General features: G+C 34.4%; 10 protein-coding genes. 7 read left to right on the top strand and 3 right to left on the bottom strand.

The window, feature by feature from the left end:
* Nucleotides 1-9 precede the first annotated feature (9 nt).
* Genes fusA through rpsL form a run of 3 tightly spaced genes read right to left on the bottom strand, consistent with a single transcriptional unit; the run spans nucleotide 10 to nucleotide 3,021 of the window.
* Nucleotides 10-2,136, bottom strand: a complete 2,127-nt coding sequence (gene fusA / locus ABW637_RS17340; protein ID WP_367585995.1) for an elongation factor G — start codon at nucleotides 2,134-2,136, stop codon at nucleotides 10-12.
* A 10-nt stretch (nucleotides 2,137-2,146) separates the two neighbouring features.
* Nucleotides 2,147-2,623 (bottom strand): 30S ribosomal protein S7, encoded by a 477-nt coding sequence (rpsG, locus tag ABW637_RS17335; protein ID WP_367585994.1) that lies wholly within the window; start codon nucleotides 2,621-2,623, stop codon nucleotides 2,147-2,149.
* A gap of 23 nt (nucleotides 2,624-2,646) precedes the next feature.
* The gene (gene rpsL, locus ABW637_RS17330) at nucleotides 2,647-3,021 is read right to left on the bottom strand and encodes a 30S ribosomal protein S12 (RefSeq protein ID WP_024770883.1); all 375 of its coding nucleotides are present in this window, start codon (nucleotides 3,019-3,021) and stop codon (nucleotides 2,647-2,649) included.
* A 473-nt stretch (nucleotides 3,022-3,494) separates the two neighbouring features.
* Between rpsL and ABW637_RS17325 the strand changes: the two genes are divergently transcribed.
* The 7 genes from ABW637_RS17325 (at nucleotide 3,495) to ABW637_RS17295 (ending at nucleotide 18,547) form a co-directional block, all read left to right on the top strand.
* Nucleotides 3,495-6,734, top strand: coding sequence for a SusC/RagA family TonB-linked outer membrane protein (locus tag ABW637_RS17325; protein WP_367585993.1), 3,240 nt, complete (start codon nucleotides 3,495-3,497; stop codon nucleotides 6,732-6,734).
* Between the two features lie 18 nt (nucleotides 6,735-6,752).
* Nucleotides 6,753-8,486 carry a SusD/RagB family nutrient-binding outer membrane lipoprotein gene (locus ABW637_RS17320; protein ID WP_367585992.1) on the top strand — a complete coding sequence of 578 codons (1,734 nt, stop codon included), beginning with the start codon at nucleotides 6,753-6,755 and terminating at the stop codon, nucleotides 8,484-8,486.
* Nucleotides 8,487-8,505: 19 nt separating this feature from the next.
* Nucleotides 8,506-9,393, top strand: coding sequence for a hypothetical protein (locus ABW637_RS17315; protein WP_367585991.1), 888 nt, complete (start codon nucleotides 8,506-8,508; stop codon nucleotides 9,391-9,393).
* A gap of 227 nt (nucleotides 9,394-9,620) precedes the next feature.
* A complete protein-coding gene (locus tag ABW637_RS17310) occupies nucleotides 9,621-12,971 on the top strand; it encodes a VCBS repeat-containing protein (protein ID WP_367585990.1) in 3,351 nt (1,116 codons plus the stop codon).
* 118 nt (nucleotides 12,972-13,089) lie between these two features.
* Nucleotides 13,090-13,815: a hypothetical protein gene (locus ABW637_RS17305; protein ID WP_367585989.1), complete on the top strand. Its 726-nt coding sequence runs from the start codon at nucleotides 13,090-13,092 to the stop codon at nucleotides 13,813-13,815.
* Nucleotides 13,816-14,533: 718 nt separating this feature from the next.
* The gene (locus tag ABW637_RS17300) at nucleotides 14,534-17,755 is read left to right on the top strand and encodes a SusC/RagA family TonB-linked outer membrane protein (RefSeq protein ID WP_367585988.1); all 3,222 of its coding nucleotides are present in this window, start codon (nucleotides 14,534-14,536) and stop codon (nucleotides 17,753-17,755) included.
* 18 nt (nucleotides 17,756-17,773) lie between these two features.
* The gene (locus ABW637_RS17295; RefSeq protein ID WP_367585987.1) at nucleotides 17,774-18,547 is read left to right on the top strand and encodes a SusD/RagB family nutrient-binding outer membrane lipoprotein; all 774 of its coding nucleotides are present in this window, start codon (nucleotides 17,774-17,776) and stop codon (nucleotides 18,545-18,547) included.
* The last annotated feature ends 23 nt before the right edge of the window (nucleotides 18,548-18,570 follow it).

Genomic DNA, 18,570 nt, shown 5'->3' with positions numbered 1-18,570 from the left:
CTGTAATAATTAAGCGTTAACTCCTTTAGCAGCTGCAATTACTTCTTCTGAAATATTAGAAGGAGTTTCTGCATAGTGAGAAAATTCCATTGTAGACGTTGCTCTACCAGATGACAATGTTCTTAATGTTGTTACATATCCAAACATTTCAGAAAGCGGAACGGTAGCTTTCACAGTTTTTGCACCTGCACGATCTCCCATATCACTAACTTGTCCTCTACGACGGTTAAGATCACCTACGATATCACCCATATTTTCTTCTGGAGTAATAACTTCTAGCTTCATAATTGGCTCCATAATCACGGCTTTAGCAGCTTTTGCTGAATTTTTAAAACCTAATTTAGCAGCTAATTCGAAAGATAACTGATCCGAATCCACATCATGATAAGATCCATCTTTTAATGTTACTTTCATAGCATCAACTTCATATCCAGCTAATGGACCATTTACCATAGCCATTTTAAATCCTTTTTCAATAGAAGGGATAAATTCTTTAGGAACGTTACCACCTTTAATTGTAGATTCAAACTGAAGTCCTACTTGACCTTCATCTGCTGGCTCAATTGTAAATACAATATCTGCAAATTTACCACGACCACCAGATTGTTTTTTATAAACCTCTCTATGATCTGCAGCTTGAGTAATAGCCTCTTTATATTCTACCTGAGGTTGACCTTGATTTACCTCAACTTTGAATTCACGTCTTAGACGATCAACAATAATATCTAAGTGAAGCTCTCCCATTCCAGAAATAATAGTCTGTCCTGAAGCCTCATCGGTTCTCACCGTAAATGTTGGATCCTCTTCAGCCAATTTAGCTAAAGACATACCCAATTTATCAACATCTGCTTTAGTCTTAGGCTCAACCGCAATACCAATTACCGGATCAGGGAAGTCCATTGATTCTAAAACAATAGGATTTTTCTCATCAGACATAGTATCACCAGTCTTGATATCTTTAAACCCTACAGCAGCTCCAATATCTCCTGCTTCTATATAATCGATAGCATTTTGCTTATTAGAGTGCATCTGATAAATACGAGAAATACGCTCTTTTTTACCAGAACGGTTATTCAAAATATATGAACCTGCATCTAAACGACCAGAGTATGCTCTAAAGAATGCTAAACGACCTACGAAAGGATCAGTAGCAATTTTAAATGCTAAAGCAGCAAAAGGCTCCTTTACATCTGGCTTACGCATTTCTTCTTTTTCTGTATTTGGGTTCACCCCTACAATACCTTCTTTATCTGTTGGAGATGGCAAGTAACGACAAACAGCATCTAAAAGAAACTGAACTCCTTTATTTTTAAATGCAGAACCGCAAATCATAGGAATGATTGACATATCCATCACAGCAGCACGAAGAGCAGCATGCACTTCATCCTCTGTAATTGAATCTTCATCCTCCATGAATTTCTCCAAAAGATTTTCATCATAAGCAGCAACTTCTTCGATAAGTTTACCTCTTAACTCTGCAGCCTCAGCTTTCAATTCTTCAGGAATATCTATGACATCAAATGTAGCACCTTGTGTTTCATCATGCCAAACAATTGCACGGTTTTTCACTAAATCTACAATACCTTTAAAGTCTGCCTCGTCACCAATATTCATTACAATTGGCACAGCATTAGACCCTAACATATCCTTCACCTGTTGACAAACTGCCATAAAGTTAGACCCTTGACGGTCCATTTTATTTACAAATCCAATTCTTGGAACTTTATAGTTATCAGCAAGTCTCCAGTTAGTTTCTGATTGTGGCTCAACACCATCAACCGCACTAAATAAGAACACTAACCCATCAAGAACACGAAGAGAACGGTTAACTTCAACCGTAAAATCAACGTGACCCGGAGTATCAATAATATTAAAATGATATCCTTTAGTATCAGCCACAGCCTGTCCGTTTTCAGTTGGAAATTTCCACTCACACGTTGTTGCAGCAGAAGTAATCGTGATACCACGTTCTTGCTCTTGCTCCATCCAGTCCATTGTAGCCGCACCATCATGCACCTCACCAATTTTGTGACTTACACCCGTATAATAAAGAATACGTTCTGTTGTCGTAGTTTTTCCTGCGTCAATATGCGCAGCAATACCTATATTTCTTGTATATTTTAAATCTCTAGCCATTTCTTAATGATTAAAATCTAAAGTGTGAGAATGCTTTATTTGCTTCAGCCATTTTATGAGTATCTACTCTTTTCTTAACCGCAGCTCCTTCTTCTTTTTCTGCAGCTATAACTTCTGCAGCAAGTTTTTGAGCCATAGATTTCTCGTTTCTTTTACGAGAAAACTGAATCAACCACTTCATAGCGGTAGATATCTTACGGTCTGGTCTGATTGGATTAGGAATCTGAAAAGTAGCTCCACCAACTCTACGGCTTCGTACCTCTACGTGTGGCATTACATTAGACAATGCATCTTTCCAAATCTCTAATGCAGTTTTTTCTTCGTTTTGTTTTTTCTCTTCTACGATATCCATCGCATCATAGAAAATCTTAAAAGCAGTTGACTTTTTACCATCCCACATCATCATGTTTACAAAACGAGTCACTAATTGATCGTTAAAACGAGGATCTGGTAAAATAGGTCTTTTTTTAGCCTTTCTTTTTCTCATGTCTTCTTCTTAAAGTTTTTTAATTACTTCTTAGGGCGTTTAGCACCATACTTAGATCTACGTTGTGTTCTTCCTTCTACACCTGCGGTGTCTAAGGCTCCACGAACAATGTGATATCTAACTCCTGGTAAATCTTTTACCCTTCCACCTCTAACTAATACTATCGAGTGCTCCTGGAGATTGTGACCTTCACCACCGATGTATGCGTTTACCTCTTTACCATTTGTTAACCTAACACGAGCTACTTTACGCATAGCTGAATTTGGTTTTTTTGGTGTAGTGGTATAAACACGCGTACAAACACCGCGGCGTTGCGGGCACGAATCCAAAGCAGCCGATTTACTCTTCTTAGTTATTTTGGCTCTACCTTTTCTTACTAATTGTGAAATTGTTGGCATAATTTGCTTTACACTATTTTAAAAATATTTATAATCTCCCTTTTTAAAGGGCTGCAAAGGTAGAAATATTTTTTAGCAAATCAAATCCTAAGAGATTAATTTTCAAATAAGTTAAAATAATATAGTTCCACTATTAGTTTCATATTGTAAAACCACAAGAAACAATAGAAGTACTTGAATAAAATATGGCACACTAAACTTCATACTAGTTTAGGTACAAATGTTATCTGAAGCCAGAATTAAAAATGCAAAAAAAACAGCGTAATCATGCCTAATCGTTGCAGAAATTAGATGTGATTTCTTTTTCGAAGACCCTGCAAATTGCACTTAAAAAGTAATTTAGTTTCGTTTGTTAAATTATGTTAATTTAACTAATTAACACCTTGGTTTTAGTTAAAAAAAACTAAAAACCCATAAAATAGTTAATTCTTTTCCACACTTTTATAGTTGGCTAATTCTAATAATTAAAATACATGAGATCACTAACTAAGCAAATTCTAATGCTTTTCATGGCATTAGTTGCGCACATTTCGTTTGCGCAAGAAAAAACCGTAACTGGTAAAATAACAGATAATGGCGGACTCCCACTTCCCGGGGTAAACATTATCATTAAAGGAACAAATACGGGAACTCAATCAGATTTTGACGGAAATTATTCCATCGAAGCTTCAGAAGGAAGCACCCTAATGTATAGCTTTTTAGGCTTCTCTAATCAAGAGACCATTGTGGGACCCAATAACACAATTAATATTCAATTAATCGCATCGACTTCAGAATTAGAAGAAGTGATTGTTACTGCTCAAGGTATAAAACGAGAAAAGAAATCTCTGGGGTATGCGGTGAGCGAAATTCAAAGTCAAGAAATTGAGCAACGCTCTGAAGGAGATATTGGAAGAGTATTATTTGGTAAAGCTGCCGGGGTACAGATCACACAACAGAGTGGTCTTACCGGATCTGGTACTAATATTGTTATTAGAGGGCAAAACTCGTTCAGTTCAAGCAACCAGGCATTATTTATTGTAGACGGTGTGCCATTTAGCACAGACACTAATGCTTCGGGCCGACAAGGAGCTCGAAATGACTTTGTAAATGGTAATAATGGATCTAGTAGATTTTTAGATTTGGATCCTAATAGTATTGAAAGTGTAAGTGTATTAAAAGGCTTAGCTGCCGCAACCTTATACGGAAGTGACGGTAGGAACGGTGTTGTATTGATCACTACTAAGGCAGGAGCTGCCGGTAATGCTCAAAAGAAAATGGAAATAACTGTTTCTTCTTCCTATTTTTTCACCCAAATAGCCTCGCTACCAGATTATCAGGATGAATATGGTAATGGTTTTGATCAATCTTTTGGATGGTTTTTTAGTAACTGGGGACCTAGCTTTAGAGAAGAAGGAGTTTCTGGTTATGGAAACAGTTCTGCTATTGATGAAAATGCTACACTTCCACATCCATATTCTACCTCTACTCCAGCAATCCAAGCAGCTTTCCCTGAATTTCAAGGAGCACGTTATGACTGGAGACCCTATGATAGTGTAGAAAAGTTTTTTAGAATAGGAGGAGCTGCTTCTGTATCTGTAAACTTAAGAGGAGTTTCAGATAATGGAGATATATCATATAATGTAAATTATGGTCATCTGGACGATGAAGGCTTTACTCCTGGAAATAAATTAGGACGTAATACTTTAGGTATAGGGGGTAATGCAAAACTTAGCAATAAGTTTACCGTCAGTGGGACTTTAAATTTTGCCAGAACAAATTTCGTTTCTCCTCCAGTTGCCTTAAGTCAGGGTAATGGAGCTGAAGGTACTGGTTCCTCTATTTTTGGGGATTTATGGTTTACACCTAGGAGTATTGACGTCCAAGGTTTACCTTTTCAAGATCCCGTAACAGGTGGTAGTGTATATTATAGACAAAACAATAGTATCCAGCATCCGTTATGGACCTTAAACAATGCACAAACTTCACAATTAACGAATCGTGTTTTTGGTAACGCTACCGTACAATATAATTTTAATGATAACTTAAACATTTTTTATCGTGCAGGTATTGATGTTTATAATGAGAGCAATACAAACTTTCAAAATAAAGGAGGAGTAAACAGTAATAGTGGTGATGTAAGGTTGGCTAGTGGTTTTTATGAAACATGGAATAACCTAAACTCTATTTACGATCATAATATATCTTTGACAGGAAATTCTCAAATTACTGAAAAAATAGGCACCAATTTTAGTGTGGGTGCTACTACAAGAAATTTAATTTTTGATCAAAATGGTACTGCTAGTGACGGTCAACAATCATTTGGTGTTTTAAGGCATTTTAACTTCGCAAAAAACAACGAAATCCAATCTTTCTTTGAAAGAAACATTGTAGGTGTATATGGGCAAGCAGAATTTGATTATGATAATTTCTTATTTGTAACCCTTGCAGGAAGAAACGATTGGGTATCCAATTTTGAAAGTGAGAACAGATCTATTTTTTACCCAAGTGCCAGCGTTTCCTTTTTACCCACTGCCGCTTTTAGTGGTATAAAATCGGATGCAATCAACTATTTAAAAATTAGAGCAGGATATGGAACTTCTGCAAGTTTTGGAGATCCTGGATTCCCTGTTGCTAATACATTATTTTTAGACACACAAGATTTTCAAAATGGAGGCTCTAATGTAGTATCCAATACTACAAGTAATATTTTAGGAAATCCAGATCTAAAACCAGAATTATTAACAGAATACGAAGTAGGTTTGGAAGCTCGACTATGGAAAAGCAGGATTTCTGTAGACTTATCTCTATACTCAAGAATCACCGAAGACTTAATTATCAATAGGCCTTTAGGACCAACTTCAGGTAACACTACTATACGAACAAATATTGGTGAGATTAAAAATAATGGTCTCGAATTGGACTTGGGGGTTAACATTGTTCAAAGTATAGAAGAGGATGGGTTTAACTGGGATGCTAACTTAAATTTTACTACCTATAAGTCTGAAGTTACTGATTTAGGATTAGATACAGATTTAGTGGTATACTCTGGTTTTTCTAATCTTGGAAACGCAGCTATTAAAGGAGAACCACTTGGTGTTCTTTTTGGCACCAGAATATTAAGAGATGACAATGGTAATAAAGTAGTTGGTTCAGATGGATTTTATATCCAAGATCCTGAAGATGGGATTATTGGAGACCCAAATCCAGACTATGTCATGAACGTTAAAAATACTTTTTCATATAAAAATTTCTCATTAGGGGTACAGTTAAACTACACTCAAGGTGGGGATATTTATTCAAGTACCGTTTCTACTTTATTAGGTAGAGGTCTAATTGTAGAAACTTTAGATAGAGAAAATACTTTTATTTTACCAGGAGTTGACGCTAATGGGAACCCAAATACAATACAAATAAATAATTCTGATTATTATTTTAGTAATATCCTATTTGGCCCTAACGAAAACCAAGTATACGATGCCACATTAATCAGGCTACAAGAAGTTTCACTTGCTTATACTTTTCCAAAAAAATTCTTAAACAAAACACCTTTTGGATCTTTATCAATAACTGCATCCGGCAACAACCTATGGTATGATGCTGTAAATACTCCAGATGGTGCACGTTTTGATCCAAATACTTCTGGAACCGGTGTAGGAAACGGCTTTGGTTTTGATTTCATTAATGGCCCTAGTGCTAGAAGATATGGATTTAGCGTAAAGGCAACATTTTAATTTTATAATTTATAAAAAATGAAAAATATAAATAGATATATATTAATAGCAACAAGTCTCTTTCTGGTTTTGTCATGTGAAACTAAGGAATTAGATCTTACGGAGGATCCTAATTTTTTAACTCCAGAGCAAGCAAGTGTAGATTTATTTTTAGCATCTATACAAGAAGACTTTGTTAGACAAATAGAAGGGGATGCAGATTTTGATCCAAATGATAATTGGGTAACCGGAGGGAACACCAATGGAGATGGTTTATCCCTCTTTGGAACAGAATTAACAAGGCTTACAGCATCAACTTCGAGCAAACAATATAGCACCAATTATTTGGGTAGTGATTCTGATGATGAGTGGGTAAATGCCTATCAAGGTATTTTAGCAGATATTAGAGCTATGGTTCCTATTGCAGAAGCAAATCAACAAACCAGACATATCGCCATTGCTCAATTTATAGAAGCCTATGTAATGACAGCCATGGTCGATTTTTATGGAGACATACCCTATACAGAAGCAATTTCAGGAATAGATAATTTAAACCCAACTCCAGATAGTGGAGCCTCTATTTACGATGCTGCATTGGTTCTTTTAGACAATGCTATTGTAAATTTCGAAAGTGACATAATTGCTCAGCTTGAACCTTCAACAATTTTCTTTTACGGAAACGACTATGAAAAATGGGTTAAAGCTACAAACACGCTTAAAATGCGTTTATACAATCAAAGACGTTTAGTAGATCCTACTGCATTAACGAGTATTGCAGATATATTAAGTTCTGGAGACTATATTAGTGCTACGGCAGATGATTTTCAATTTAATTGGCCTGCCACAAGCCCTTCTCAACCTGATACCAGACATCCCAGATATGGCTTAAATTATACGGCTACCGGAGCTGGTGATTACATGTCTAACTGGTTAATGAACAAAATGGATACTTCTATGGATCCAAGAATTCGCTACTACTTTTATAGACAAATTGGTGCTGTTCCTGGTGCTACCGGAGTACCTCCTGATGAAGAAACCTTACAATGCTCTTTACAAAGCGCCCCTGCACATTATGTTACAGGCGGATTTACATTTTGCTATTTAGATAATGGATACTGGGGAAGAGATCACCATGATGATGCTGGTATCCCACCAGACGGTTTTTTACGTACTACATTTGGTGTTTACCCTGTTGGTGGAAATTTTGACGATGATCGATTTGACACAGACCCAGACAATAAAAATGTTGCTGCAGGAGCAGGTGGTGGTGGTGCAGGAATCACACCTATTTTAACAGCTGCATGGGTAGATTTTATGCAAGCAGAAATAGCCATGGTAAATGGAGATCCCGGAACAGCCAGAACTTTTATGTCTGCCGGTATAACAAAATCTATTGCCAAAGTACAAAGTTTTGTTAGCCTTGATACTTCTGCAGATACTTCTTTTGAACCTTCAAGTACCGATGTTAGTAATTATATTGCAAGTGTTGAATCAGATTTTGATGCAGCAGACATGGCAGGGAAATGGGATGTTTTAGGAGAACAATACTTTATTGCTGTATTTGGTAACGGAATTGAATCTTATAATTTTTATAGAAGAACAGGGTATCCAACTACCTTACAGCCAAGTTTAGATCCTAATCCCGGTACATTTATTAGATCTTTGTTTTACCCTGCAAATGAGGTGAACACAAACTCTAGTATTAGTCAAAAACCAGATCAGGCACAACCTGTATTTTGGGATACTAACCCTAGTGCTCCAATAGCAAATTAATAATTTAAAAATATTCTTCATGAAAAAATATATAAATAAATTTTTTGTACTCCTCTTTGCATTTTCTGTGATGCAATCATGCAGTACAGATGATAAAACCGTAGACAATGTTTTTGAAGGAGTTACTAATGGAGCTGTTTTAAGAACTATTAGTGCTACTAATACATTTAATTTTTTTGACCCCAACGATGCTCGATTTGTATTTGATGTAGCCGTTGAAGAACAAGATGCTCAAAATGGTGGCTTGATCTCTGAAATTAGACTATATCAAAGTTTTACAGACAACAAAGATGATGGAGTTGACAATAGCAAAGATGAAGTACTAATTTTGACCGAAACAGGTGCTGGCTTAACAGTTTCAGATTTTGATCTCCCGCGATTAGATTTTTCATCTACATTGGCCGAAGCTTTAGCTGTTAATGGGTTGAATATTGGTGAATATAACGGAGGGGATGTATTTAGTTTTCGCTTTGAGTTAGAACTAACCAATGGAAGGGTGTTTAGTAACCAGAATTTAGGAGGAACAGTTTCTGGAGGTTCCTTTTTTTCCTCTCCTTTTATATACAATGTCGGCCTAAAATGTATTCCTGTAGTACCTTTTGCTGGAGAATACACTTTGAACTTAGTTGATAGTTTTGGAGATGGCTGGGATGGCGCATTCATTACCGTAACCATAGATGGCACATCTACCGACTACACTATAGACGATGGTGGAGGAGCCAATTTTGTGATACCAGTTCCTGGCGGAACTACAGAATTGGTGTTTACATATACGGCAGGTAGTTTTGAGGATGAACATAGTTACAAAATAAATTACGATGCTCTTGATGGCTCTGACCCACTTGAAGCAGCAGCAGATGGGCCTGGCCCAGCAGCTGGAGAAATATTTTTAAATATTTGTTTATAGCTTATAACTTATAAAACAAAAAAAAGGTTTCTACATGTAGAAACCTTTTTTTATTTTATACACCACTGTTATCCAGCAAAAAGTCACTTTTTGATTGATTGTAACCATGTAATCCTAAATATAAAAAACATGACCTGCTGGTTTTTAGTTTAAAAAAAGTCCTGTGTTTTATTTTTAAAAGCGAAGTGGTCTTGTATCTTTAACCAGTTATAGAATCATTTAATAATATGAGCAAATTATTTTTTATATTCCCATCTATACTTCTTATGCTTTATTCTTGCAAAGAGGACTTAAGCGCAAAAAAGGTACAGAACAAAAAAACAGAAGAAAAAGTAAGAAAAGAATCTTCACGACCATATTTTATAAAAGTCCCTGCCTCAACTAGTAATTTGTATTTTAAAAATACAATTGTAGATACTATTTCCACAAAATCTAATTTATTCGATTTCGATTTCTTTTATAATGGTGCCGGAGTTGGCATTGAAGATCTCAATAATGATGGTTTAAAAGATATATTTTTCTGTGGCAACCAAGTACCAAACAAACTCTATATAAATAAGGGAAACCTTGTTTTTGAAGATATATCGGCAACGGCAAATATCAACATCGATAAAAACTGGTCCAATGGGATCACCTTTGCAGATGTAAATAATGATGGGTGGATGGACATCTATATCTCTCAAGGAGGACCCAAAGCGGGGAGTTCCAGAAAGAACCTGCTCCTTATCAATCAAAAAGATTTAACTTTTAAAGAAAAAGCTTCAGAATACGGATTAGATGATCATGGTTTAAGCACCCAATCTGCTTTTTTTGATTTTGACAAAGATGGAGACTTGGATTGTATTGTAATGAACGAAAACGAGTATTATGGCGTCGACCCAACCACCTTTTATAATACTCTTAAGGAAGAGTCAAAACGAATTAAAAGTTCGAGTCATTTATACCAAAACATAGGTGGAAAATTTATAAATATCACAAAAAAAGCAGGGCTACTTCAACCAAGTTTTGGCTTGGGATTATGCGTTAGTGATATTAATAATGATGGATGGCCAGATATCTACATAGCTAACGATTATTATGTCCCAGATGCATTATACATCAACAATAAGAACAACACTTTTACAGACCAAATTAAAGAATATACCAAACATGTATCGTTTTATGGGATGGGCGTCGATATTGCAGATATAAATAATGACAATTTAAAAGATATTTTTGTTTTAGACATGGCATCAAGCGATCATGTAAGATCTAAAACTTTAATGGCATCTATGAATGTAAAAAAGTTTGATTTATTAATTAACAAACTTAATTTACACAATCAATACATGTTTAATTCATTACAGCTGAATACTGGCAATAACACCTTTCATAATATCGCTCAACATACAGGGCTATCTAAAACAGATTGGAGTTGGGCTGGACTTGTTTTTGATTTTAACAACGATCAAAATGATGATATCTATGTAACCAATGGCTATAGAAAATACGCTCTGGACAATGATATACGGACATTAATTTATAAGGCAAAAAAATTTTATAAAGGAAATGTCCCTTTGGATGTAAAAAAAGAAATATATAATCGCCTACCCTCAGAAAAATTATCTAATATCCTTTTTAAAAACAATGGAGATTTAAATTTTGAAGATATAACTTCTACTACGCAACTCAATGAACCTTCATTTTCTAATGGCGCAGCATATTCAGACTTAGATAATGACGGTGATTTAGAAATTGTAGTAAACAATATAGACGGAGAATCGTTTTTATACAAAAACTTGAGTATAGAAAATAACCATGGAAACTTTTTGAAAATCAATACCGCAGGTAAGACATCTGAGGATTTTGCAAAGGTAACTTTATATCATAGTGGCATCATAAAAACTAAAGAGTCAAAAAGGGTACGTGGTTATTTATCTTCTGTTGACAAAACTATCCATTTTGGTTTAGGCAAAACGACATCTATAGATACTGTAAAAATTACATGGCTATCCGGAAAACACGAAAGATTATATAATGTAAAAGTAAATACAACTCTAAATGTATCTGAAAAAAATGCTGTTTTCAAAAAAAGATCAGAATCCCTAAAACAACCCATCTCATTTAATAAAACAAAGAATCTTATACGTTTTAAACATACAGAAAACGATTACAATGATTTTGAAAATGAAATATTGTTACCCTATAAACAATCAACATTAGGCCCTTGTATTGCAAAAGGAGATGTAAATGGGGATAAAAAAGAGGATGTATATATTGGTGGTGCCTCTGGACAAGCAGGGCAGTTATTTATACAAACTAAACAAGGGTTTAAAAAAAGTAATACTGATCTATTTCTTAGGGATGCTCAATTTGAAGACATGGAAACCTTATTTTTTGATTTTGATTCTGATGGCGATACTGACATATATGTGGTAAGTGGAGGAAATGAATTTAAAGAAAATTCAAAATACCTAAAAGATAGATTATATATAAATGACGGGAATGCAAACTTTACAAAACATCAATTCTCTGATAACAATCCAAGTTTTAGCGGAAAAACTATAGCAAAAATTGATTTTGATAACGATGGTGATTTTGACCTAATTATTGGAAATAGGATCGTATCTCAAAAATACCCTATCCCAGAATCATCCATAATTTATGAAAATGTCAATGGGACATTTAAAAATGTAACCAAACAAATTGCCCCTTCATTTGAAAATTTTGGGATTGTAAATAAAGTAATTGCTACCGATTTCAACAATGATGGGTGGCAAGATTTTATCGCTGTTGGCGAATGGACTTCTATTGGGTTGTTTAAAAATGAACAAGGAGTTTTTAAAGATATTTCAAATAAAAGTAATTTGGATAAGGAAAAAGGATGGTGGTTTTCTATTACTGAAACTGATATTAATAATGATGGTAATAAAGATTATATCATTGGAAACGTTGGTTTAAATTTAAAGTTTAAGGCAACCAAGCAAAAACCATTACGAGTTTACGCAGATGATTTTGACTCAAACGGGACTCATGATGTCGTATTAAGCTATAAATACAATGGAAATTTTGTTCCCGCCAGAGGGCGTGAATGCTCGTCGCAACAAATGCCATTTATCGCAAAAAAAATCCCAACATATCAAGAGTTTGCCAATGCAGATTTAGAGAAAATTTACGGAGACAAAATTAATACCGCATACCAACGTGAAGCAAACGAATTTAATTCTGTTCTTCTTTTAAACAAGGGCAATGATAGTTTTGAAAAAATAATCCTTCCTAAAATGGCTCAAACAATACCAATTTTAGATAGCGAATCGCTTGATTTCAATGGAGATGGCTATGAAGATATAATTATTGTTGGAACTATTTATAATACTGAAGTGGAAACCCCTCGTCTAGATAACGCATTTGGATTGGTAATGCTTTCAAATAAAAAAAATGGATACAGTGTACTCGGACCAGATAAAACAGGATTGTATATTAATGGTAATGCAAAATCTATGGAATGCATATTACAAAACAATAAACAATTCTTACTTATTGGTCTTAATAATGCAGATATTGAAACCTTTCAACTTAAACGGCATACCCAACTGTAAGAAAATACCATGAGTTTTTAACAACAAAAATAAAGTTTCATAATTTTATTGTTAATCAACATTTTTTCTTTGCTTTCGGATGAAAGCATATTTAAAAACAACTATAAATCATTATGTCATGAAGAATTTACACATTATTGCCATAGCATTATTTTTTACAATTAGTTGTACATATGCTCAAAACCTAACATCGACAGACTTTAACAGTAATGCGGCGGGGCAACCAATAAAATTTAACAATTTTAAAAGACAGGCTGCTATCTTAAGCGGAAGCTTTTCTTCTCTTAAAGAAACTACTACCGCTACAGATGGTTCTGTATACTTGTTTGATAGCTGGAACAATACAACTATTATAAAAGTCAATAAGAAAAACTACACATTCGGTAATTTTAATTTCAATATTAGTAAGGGAGAATTCATGTCTCAAATTGAAGGAGACTCTATTTATATTTTTGATTTTAGAAGTATTGATAAAGTTATTGTAAATGGAAAAGAATTTAAATCGTTTTTCAGTCCCTTAGAAGGTAAAGAAAAAGTATTTGAAGTAATTTATGAAAATACCGATTTTTCAATTTTAAAAAAGTATTCTTTGAAAATCATTGAAAGCTCACCAGACCCCATGCTAAATCGAAGCAAAAATAAGATCATAAAAATTGAAACCTATTATATAATGAAGGGCACTACGTTTACCCCTTTTAAATTAAAAAAGAAATTTATAACCGAATTAGTTGAAAAAAACATTACTATTCCCGTATTAGATGTCTATGTTAAATCCAACAATCTCTCTTATAGAAATGAAAATGATTTAAAAAAGATATTTAATTATAGTTATAAAACAAAATAACCAAATCATAATACATTAAAGTATCTTATATTTTTGTTACAAGTAAAATTAATATCTTTTAGTAAGAGTTGATAAAAATAAAATTCAGTAGAAAGATGATTTTGCATTAGGATTTACACTTAAGCTTACCCATGGAAGGTCTTTCTTAAAAGATGATGCCAGGGATAATATAACAAGAGGATCTTATTTTCCTCCCCTTTATATATTTAAAACTACTATTGATTGCTTAATCACAGAAAACTTCCTCAAAGTAGGAAGTACATCATAGTCGGTTATTTTGGAAGCTATCACAGGTTAACAACAAAATATTTTAATACTTTAAACGAATTTAACGGCTTCTCTATAAGAAGTCTTTTTTCAAAAAATTGAGCCTCAAACCTAAATATAAGTACTTCGGATTACCATAAATTCTATATATAAAAGAAGAATAATAAATAACATTACTTTTATTTAATACTTTGAATTTCAGAAACAAAAAATATAACTCTTCAAAATGTTCTATCTAAATATCAATACCAAAGTAACTTCTACATCTATCAAAAATTAAAAGAAGATAGGTTATCAAAAATATAACATAAATTATTATTGTAGCGTCACCACGGCTTCTATTTATAAAGCATACACCAAAAAGCATAATTTAAATTTTAATACTAAAAAATTGCTTTATTAAGATATTATTATCATTTTTGGCATTGGCTAATTCAAATAAATCTATAAAATGAGAACAAAGTTTAGTGGAATTCTAACGCTAATTCTGGCGTTTGTAGTGCAACTATCGTTTGCACAAGAAAAAACGATCTCAGGTAATGTATCCGACAATAGCGGACTACCATTGCCTGGAGTAAATATCGTTGTAAAAGGTACTGCTACAGGTACACAGACCGATTTTGATGGTAACTATACCATTAATACTAATAGAGGTGCTGTGCTTACTTATAGTTATGTAGGTTTTACAACAAAAGAAGTTGTTGTCGCAGACAATGATAATATCAACATTCAACTAGAAGCTTCTGCTTCTGAGCTAGAAGAAGTTGTAGTAACTGCACAGGGGATATCAAGACAAAAGAAGTCTCTTGGATATGCTGTTAGTACACTTAAAAATGATGCTATAGAAAGTAGACCCGAAGCAGATATTGGTAGGGTACTTACTGGTAAAGTTTCTGGTGTAAATGTTGTACAATCAGGTGGTGTTGCAGGTAGTGGTACTAATATCCGTATTAGAGGTAATGTATCTATTACAGGTGATAACCAACCATTGTTTGTGGTAAATGGTATTCCTTTTAACACCAGCACCAATGCTGAAAGTAATGTTACTACGGGTAATGGTTCTGTATCTGCTTCAAGTAGATTTTTGGATATCGACCCTAACAGTATTACCAATGTAAGTGTACTTAAAGGTTTAAGTGCAACTGTACTATATGGAGATGCAGGTAGGAATGGGGTAATCTTAATTACCACTAAAACTGGATCAACAGCACTAGTTAATAAAGGATTTGAAGTTACCTTCAACCAATCTGTGTTTGTAAATGAAATTGCTGGTTTACCAGACTATCAAAATACATACGGGCAAGGAGCTAACCAATCAGCAAATGTTGCTTTCGTTGGTAACTGGGGAGACAGGTTCGATAGAAACATTACAGTTCCTGCTCATTACAATCAAGGACGTTTTGCAAATGTATTCCCTCAGTTTCAAGGACAAACTGTGCAATACCGACCATTTGAAGATAATGTTAAAGATTTCTTTAGACAAGGTTTTGGTTACACAACTTCTTTAAACGCATCTAAAAGTTCAGAAGATGTTTCTTATAACATCAATTTCGGACACACTGATGAAGATGGTTATGTACCAGGCAACAATATCACAAGAACTAATTTTGGTCTTGGTGGTTCTGCCAAATTAAGTAACAAATTTACGGTAGCTGGTGCTTTCAACTTTGCAACTAGTGAGTTTACTACTCCACCGGTTTCTGCTAACAATGGTACAGGAAACTTTTCTCTATTTACAAGAACATTATTTATTCCAAGAAACTTAGATCTAAATGGATTACCATTTCAGGATCCGGTTACTGGAGCAAATGTATATTATAGAACTGACCAAAACAACCCTCGTTGGTTAGCAGAAAATGCAAAAGAAACGATTAACGTTAATCGTTTTTATAATAACATAAGTACTACCTATGATTTTAACGATAACTATTCATTAACCTACAGAGTTGGTTTGGATACTTATGTTGAAGAACAAGAATTTTATGTAAATAAAGGTGGTGTCGGTCGTTTAGAAGCTCAAAATGGTTTCTTAAAAACAACATCTGCAACCAATACAATCTGGGATCACAGTTTATTATTTAACATCAAAAGTGTATCTCTAACTGAAAAACTTGGATTAAATGGTACTTTAGGATTTAACTCTAATGCAGAAACTTTTGAAAAGTTTGGTGTGTTTAGTACAGGTCAATTAGTATTTGATTTTATAGATCATACAAATTATCAGACTCAAAGTAATATAGATCCTTTCGGAAGTAGATTAAGTCAAGTAGTAAAAGAGAACACTGTTGGTTTATATGGACAATTAGAATTTGATTATGACAGTGCACTTTACTTAACACTTGCCGCTCGTAATGACTGGACTTCTACTATAGAACAAGATAATCGTTCTCTGTTTTACCCAAGTGCATCGGTTGCATTTGTACCAACAACAGCGATTCCTGGATTAAAATCTGATTTCTTAAACTTCATGAAAGTACGATTTGGATATGGTACTTCAGCAGGTTTCCCTGGAGCATATAACACGAGAGCTGCAATTAATATCGCAACTTCTCAATTTACAACAGGAGCTGGTGGTATTATCAATACCAACTCTAACTTAAATACTGCTCCGAATCCTGATTTGAAAGCAGAATTACATAGAGAACTTGAAGCTGGTATTGAAACCAATTTCTTAAATAACAGAATAAGTCTTGAATTAAGTGTATACCAAAGAGATTCTAAAGATCAGATCCTATCTAAAACCTTAGGGCCATCTACGGGTAACACTTTTCAAACTATTAATGCTGGTAAAATTGAAACCGAAGGTATTGAGATTGATTTAGAAGTTACACCTTTCAAAAGTTCTGATGATGGATTCCAGTGGGTTTCTAACTTCAACTTTACAGCTGCAGAAAGTACTGTAGTAGATTTACCTGGAGGTGACGATGTATTTATCGCTGGTTTTTCTAACTTAGGTAACTACGCTATAGAAGGTGAGCCTCTTGGTGTACTTAGAGGTAGTTTTGCAGTAAGAGATAACGAAGGTAACTTAATTATCGACCCAAATGATGGAACTGTTATTGCAAGTGGTGATTTAGGATTAGATGATAAAATCATAGGTGATCCAAACCCAGACTGGAGAGCGAGTTCTATCAATACATTCTCTTACAAAGGGTTCAGTCTTGCTGCTCAGGTAGAGTATACACATGGTGGTGATTTCTCTTCTAATACGATAAACAACTTACTAAGAAGAGGGGTAACAACAGATACTGAAGACAGAGAAGGAACATTTGTTATTCCTGGAGTCTTGGCAGATCCTGGTACAGGAACACCATTATTAGATGCTTCCGGTAATAAAATTCCAAACAATATTCAATTAGGAGCAAATGAAGTATATTTCTTAAATTTAATTGACCCTGCTGAACAAGGAATATATGATGGTTCATTATGGAGATTGAGAGAGGTTTCTTTGACATACAGTTTACCAAAGAAATTCTTAGACAACACACCGTTTGGCTCACTTTCTTTCAGTGTTTTAGGTCAGAATTTATGGTATTGGGCTCCTAATGTACCTGATGGTACAAACTTCGATCCAGAAGTAATTAGTACTGGGGTAGGTAATGGTTTAGGTTTAGATTTCCAAACTGCACCATCGTCTAAGAAATATGGGTTTAGCTTAAAAGCTTCTTTTTAAAATACTAAAAAATTAGAAATGAAAACAGTAAAAAATAGACTCAATGTAATATTAGCTTCACTGCTACTTATTACAATTGTCACAAGTTGTGAGACAACCGATCTCGAACAATTAAACGACCCAAGTAGAGAAGTGCCAGAAAGTGCCGATCCAAGTTTACTCTTAAACAATGCCGCATTGTTTTTTGCAAATGCCTATGCATTTAATGAAGGAAACGAAGACGGACTTAATGTTAGAGCTTCGGAAACTATGAGGATGCAACATTTATTTGGCCCTTATGCAGGTCCTTTCTCATTAACTTCTGGTAATATTAACAGAAATATATGGCAATCTTTTTATAGAGAGACATTAAAGGACATAGAGACTTTATTACCAGTTGCCGAAGAAAGAGGGATATTAGGTACTGCCGGAGTGGCAAAAATACTAAAAGCCTATACCTATGTAACTCTTGTAGATACTTGGGGAGATGTTCCATTTTCTGAAGCATTAAATGCAACTGATTTTCCTAGCCCAAGAGTTGATAGTGGTCAGGACATCTATAATGCTATGTTAGTTCTTCTTGATGAAGCTATTGCAAACATTAGCACTCCAGAATCAATCATGCCAAATGATGATCTTTTCTATGGTGGTGATAGAGCAAAATGGCTTACATTAGCTAGGACATTAAAGTTCAAAATGTACTTACAAATGAGATTGATTGGAGATTTCTCTAGTGAGATCAATGCTCTTCTTGCTCAAGGTATAATTGATGATCCTTCAGAAGATTTTCAGTTCTCGTATTCTCGGTACTAAGTCCAACAGATAGTAGACACCCT

The sequence above is a fragment of the Aquimarina penaris genome (genome assembly GCF_040786285.1).
Taxonomy (GTDB): domain Bacteria; phylum Bacteroidota; class Bacteroidia; order Flavobacteriales; family Flavobacteriaceae; genus Aquimarina.
This window is presented reverse-complemented; position numbering and strand designations above follow the sequence as displayed.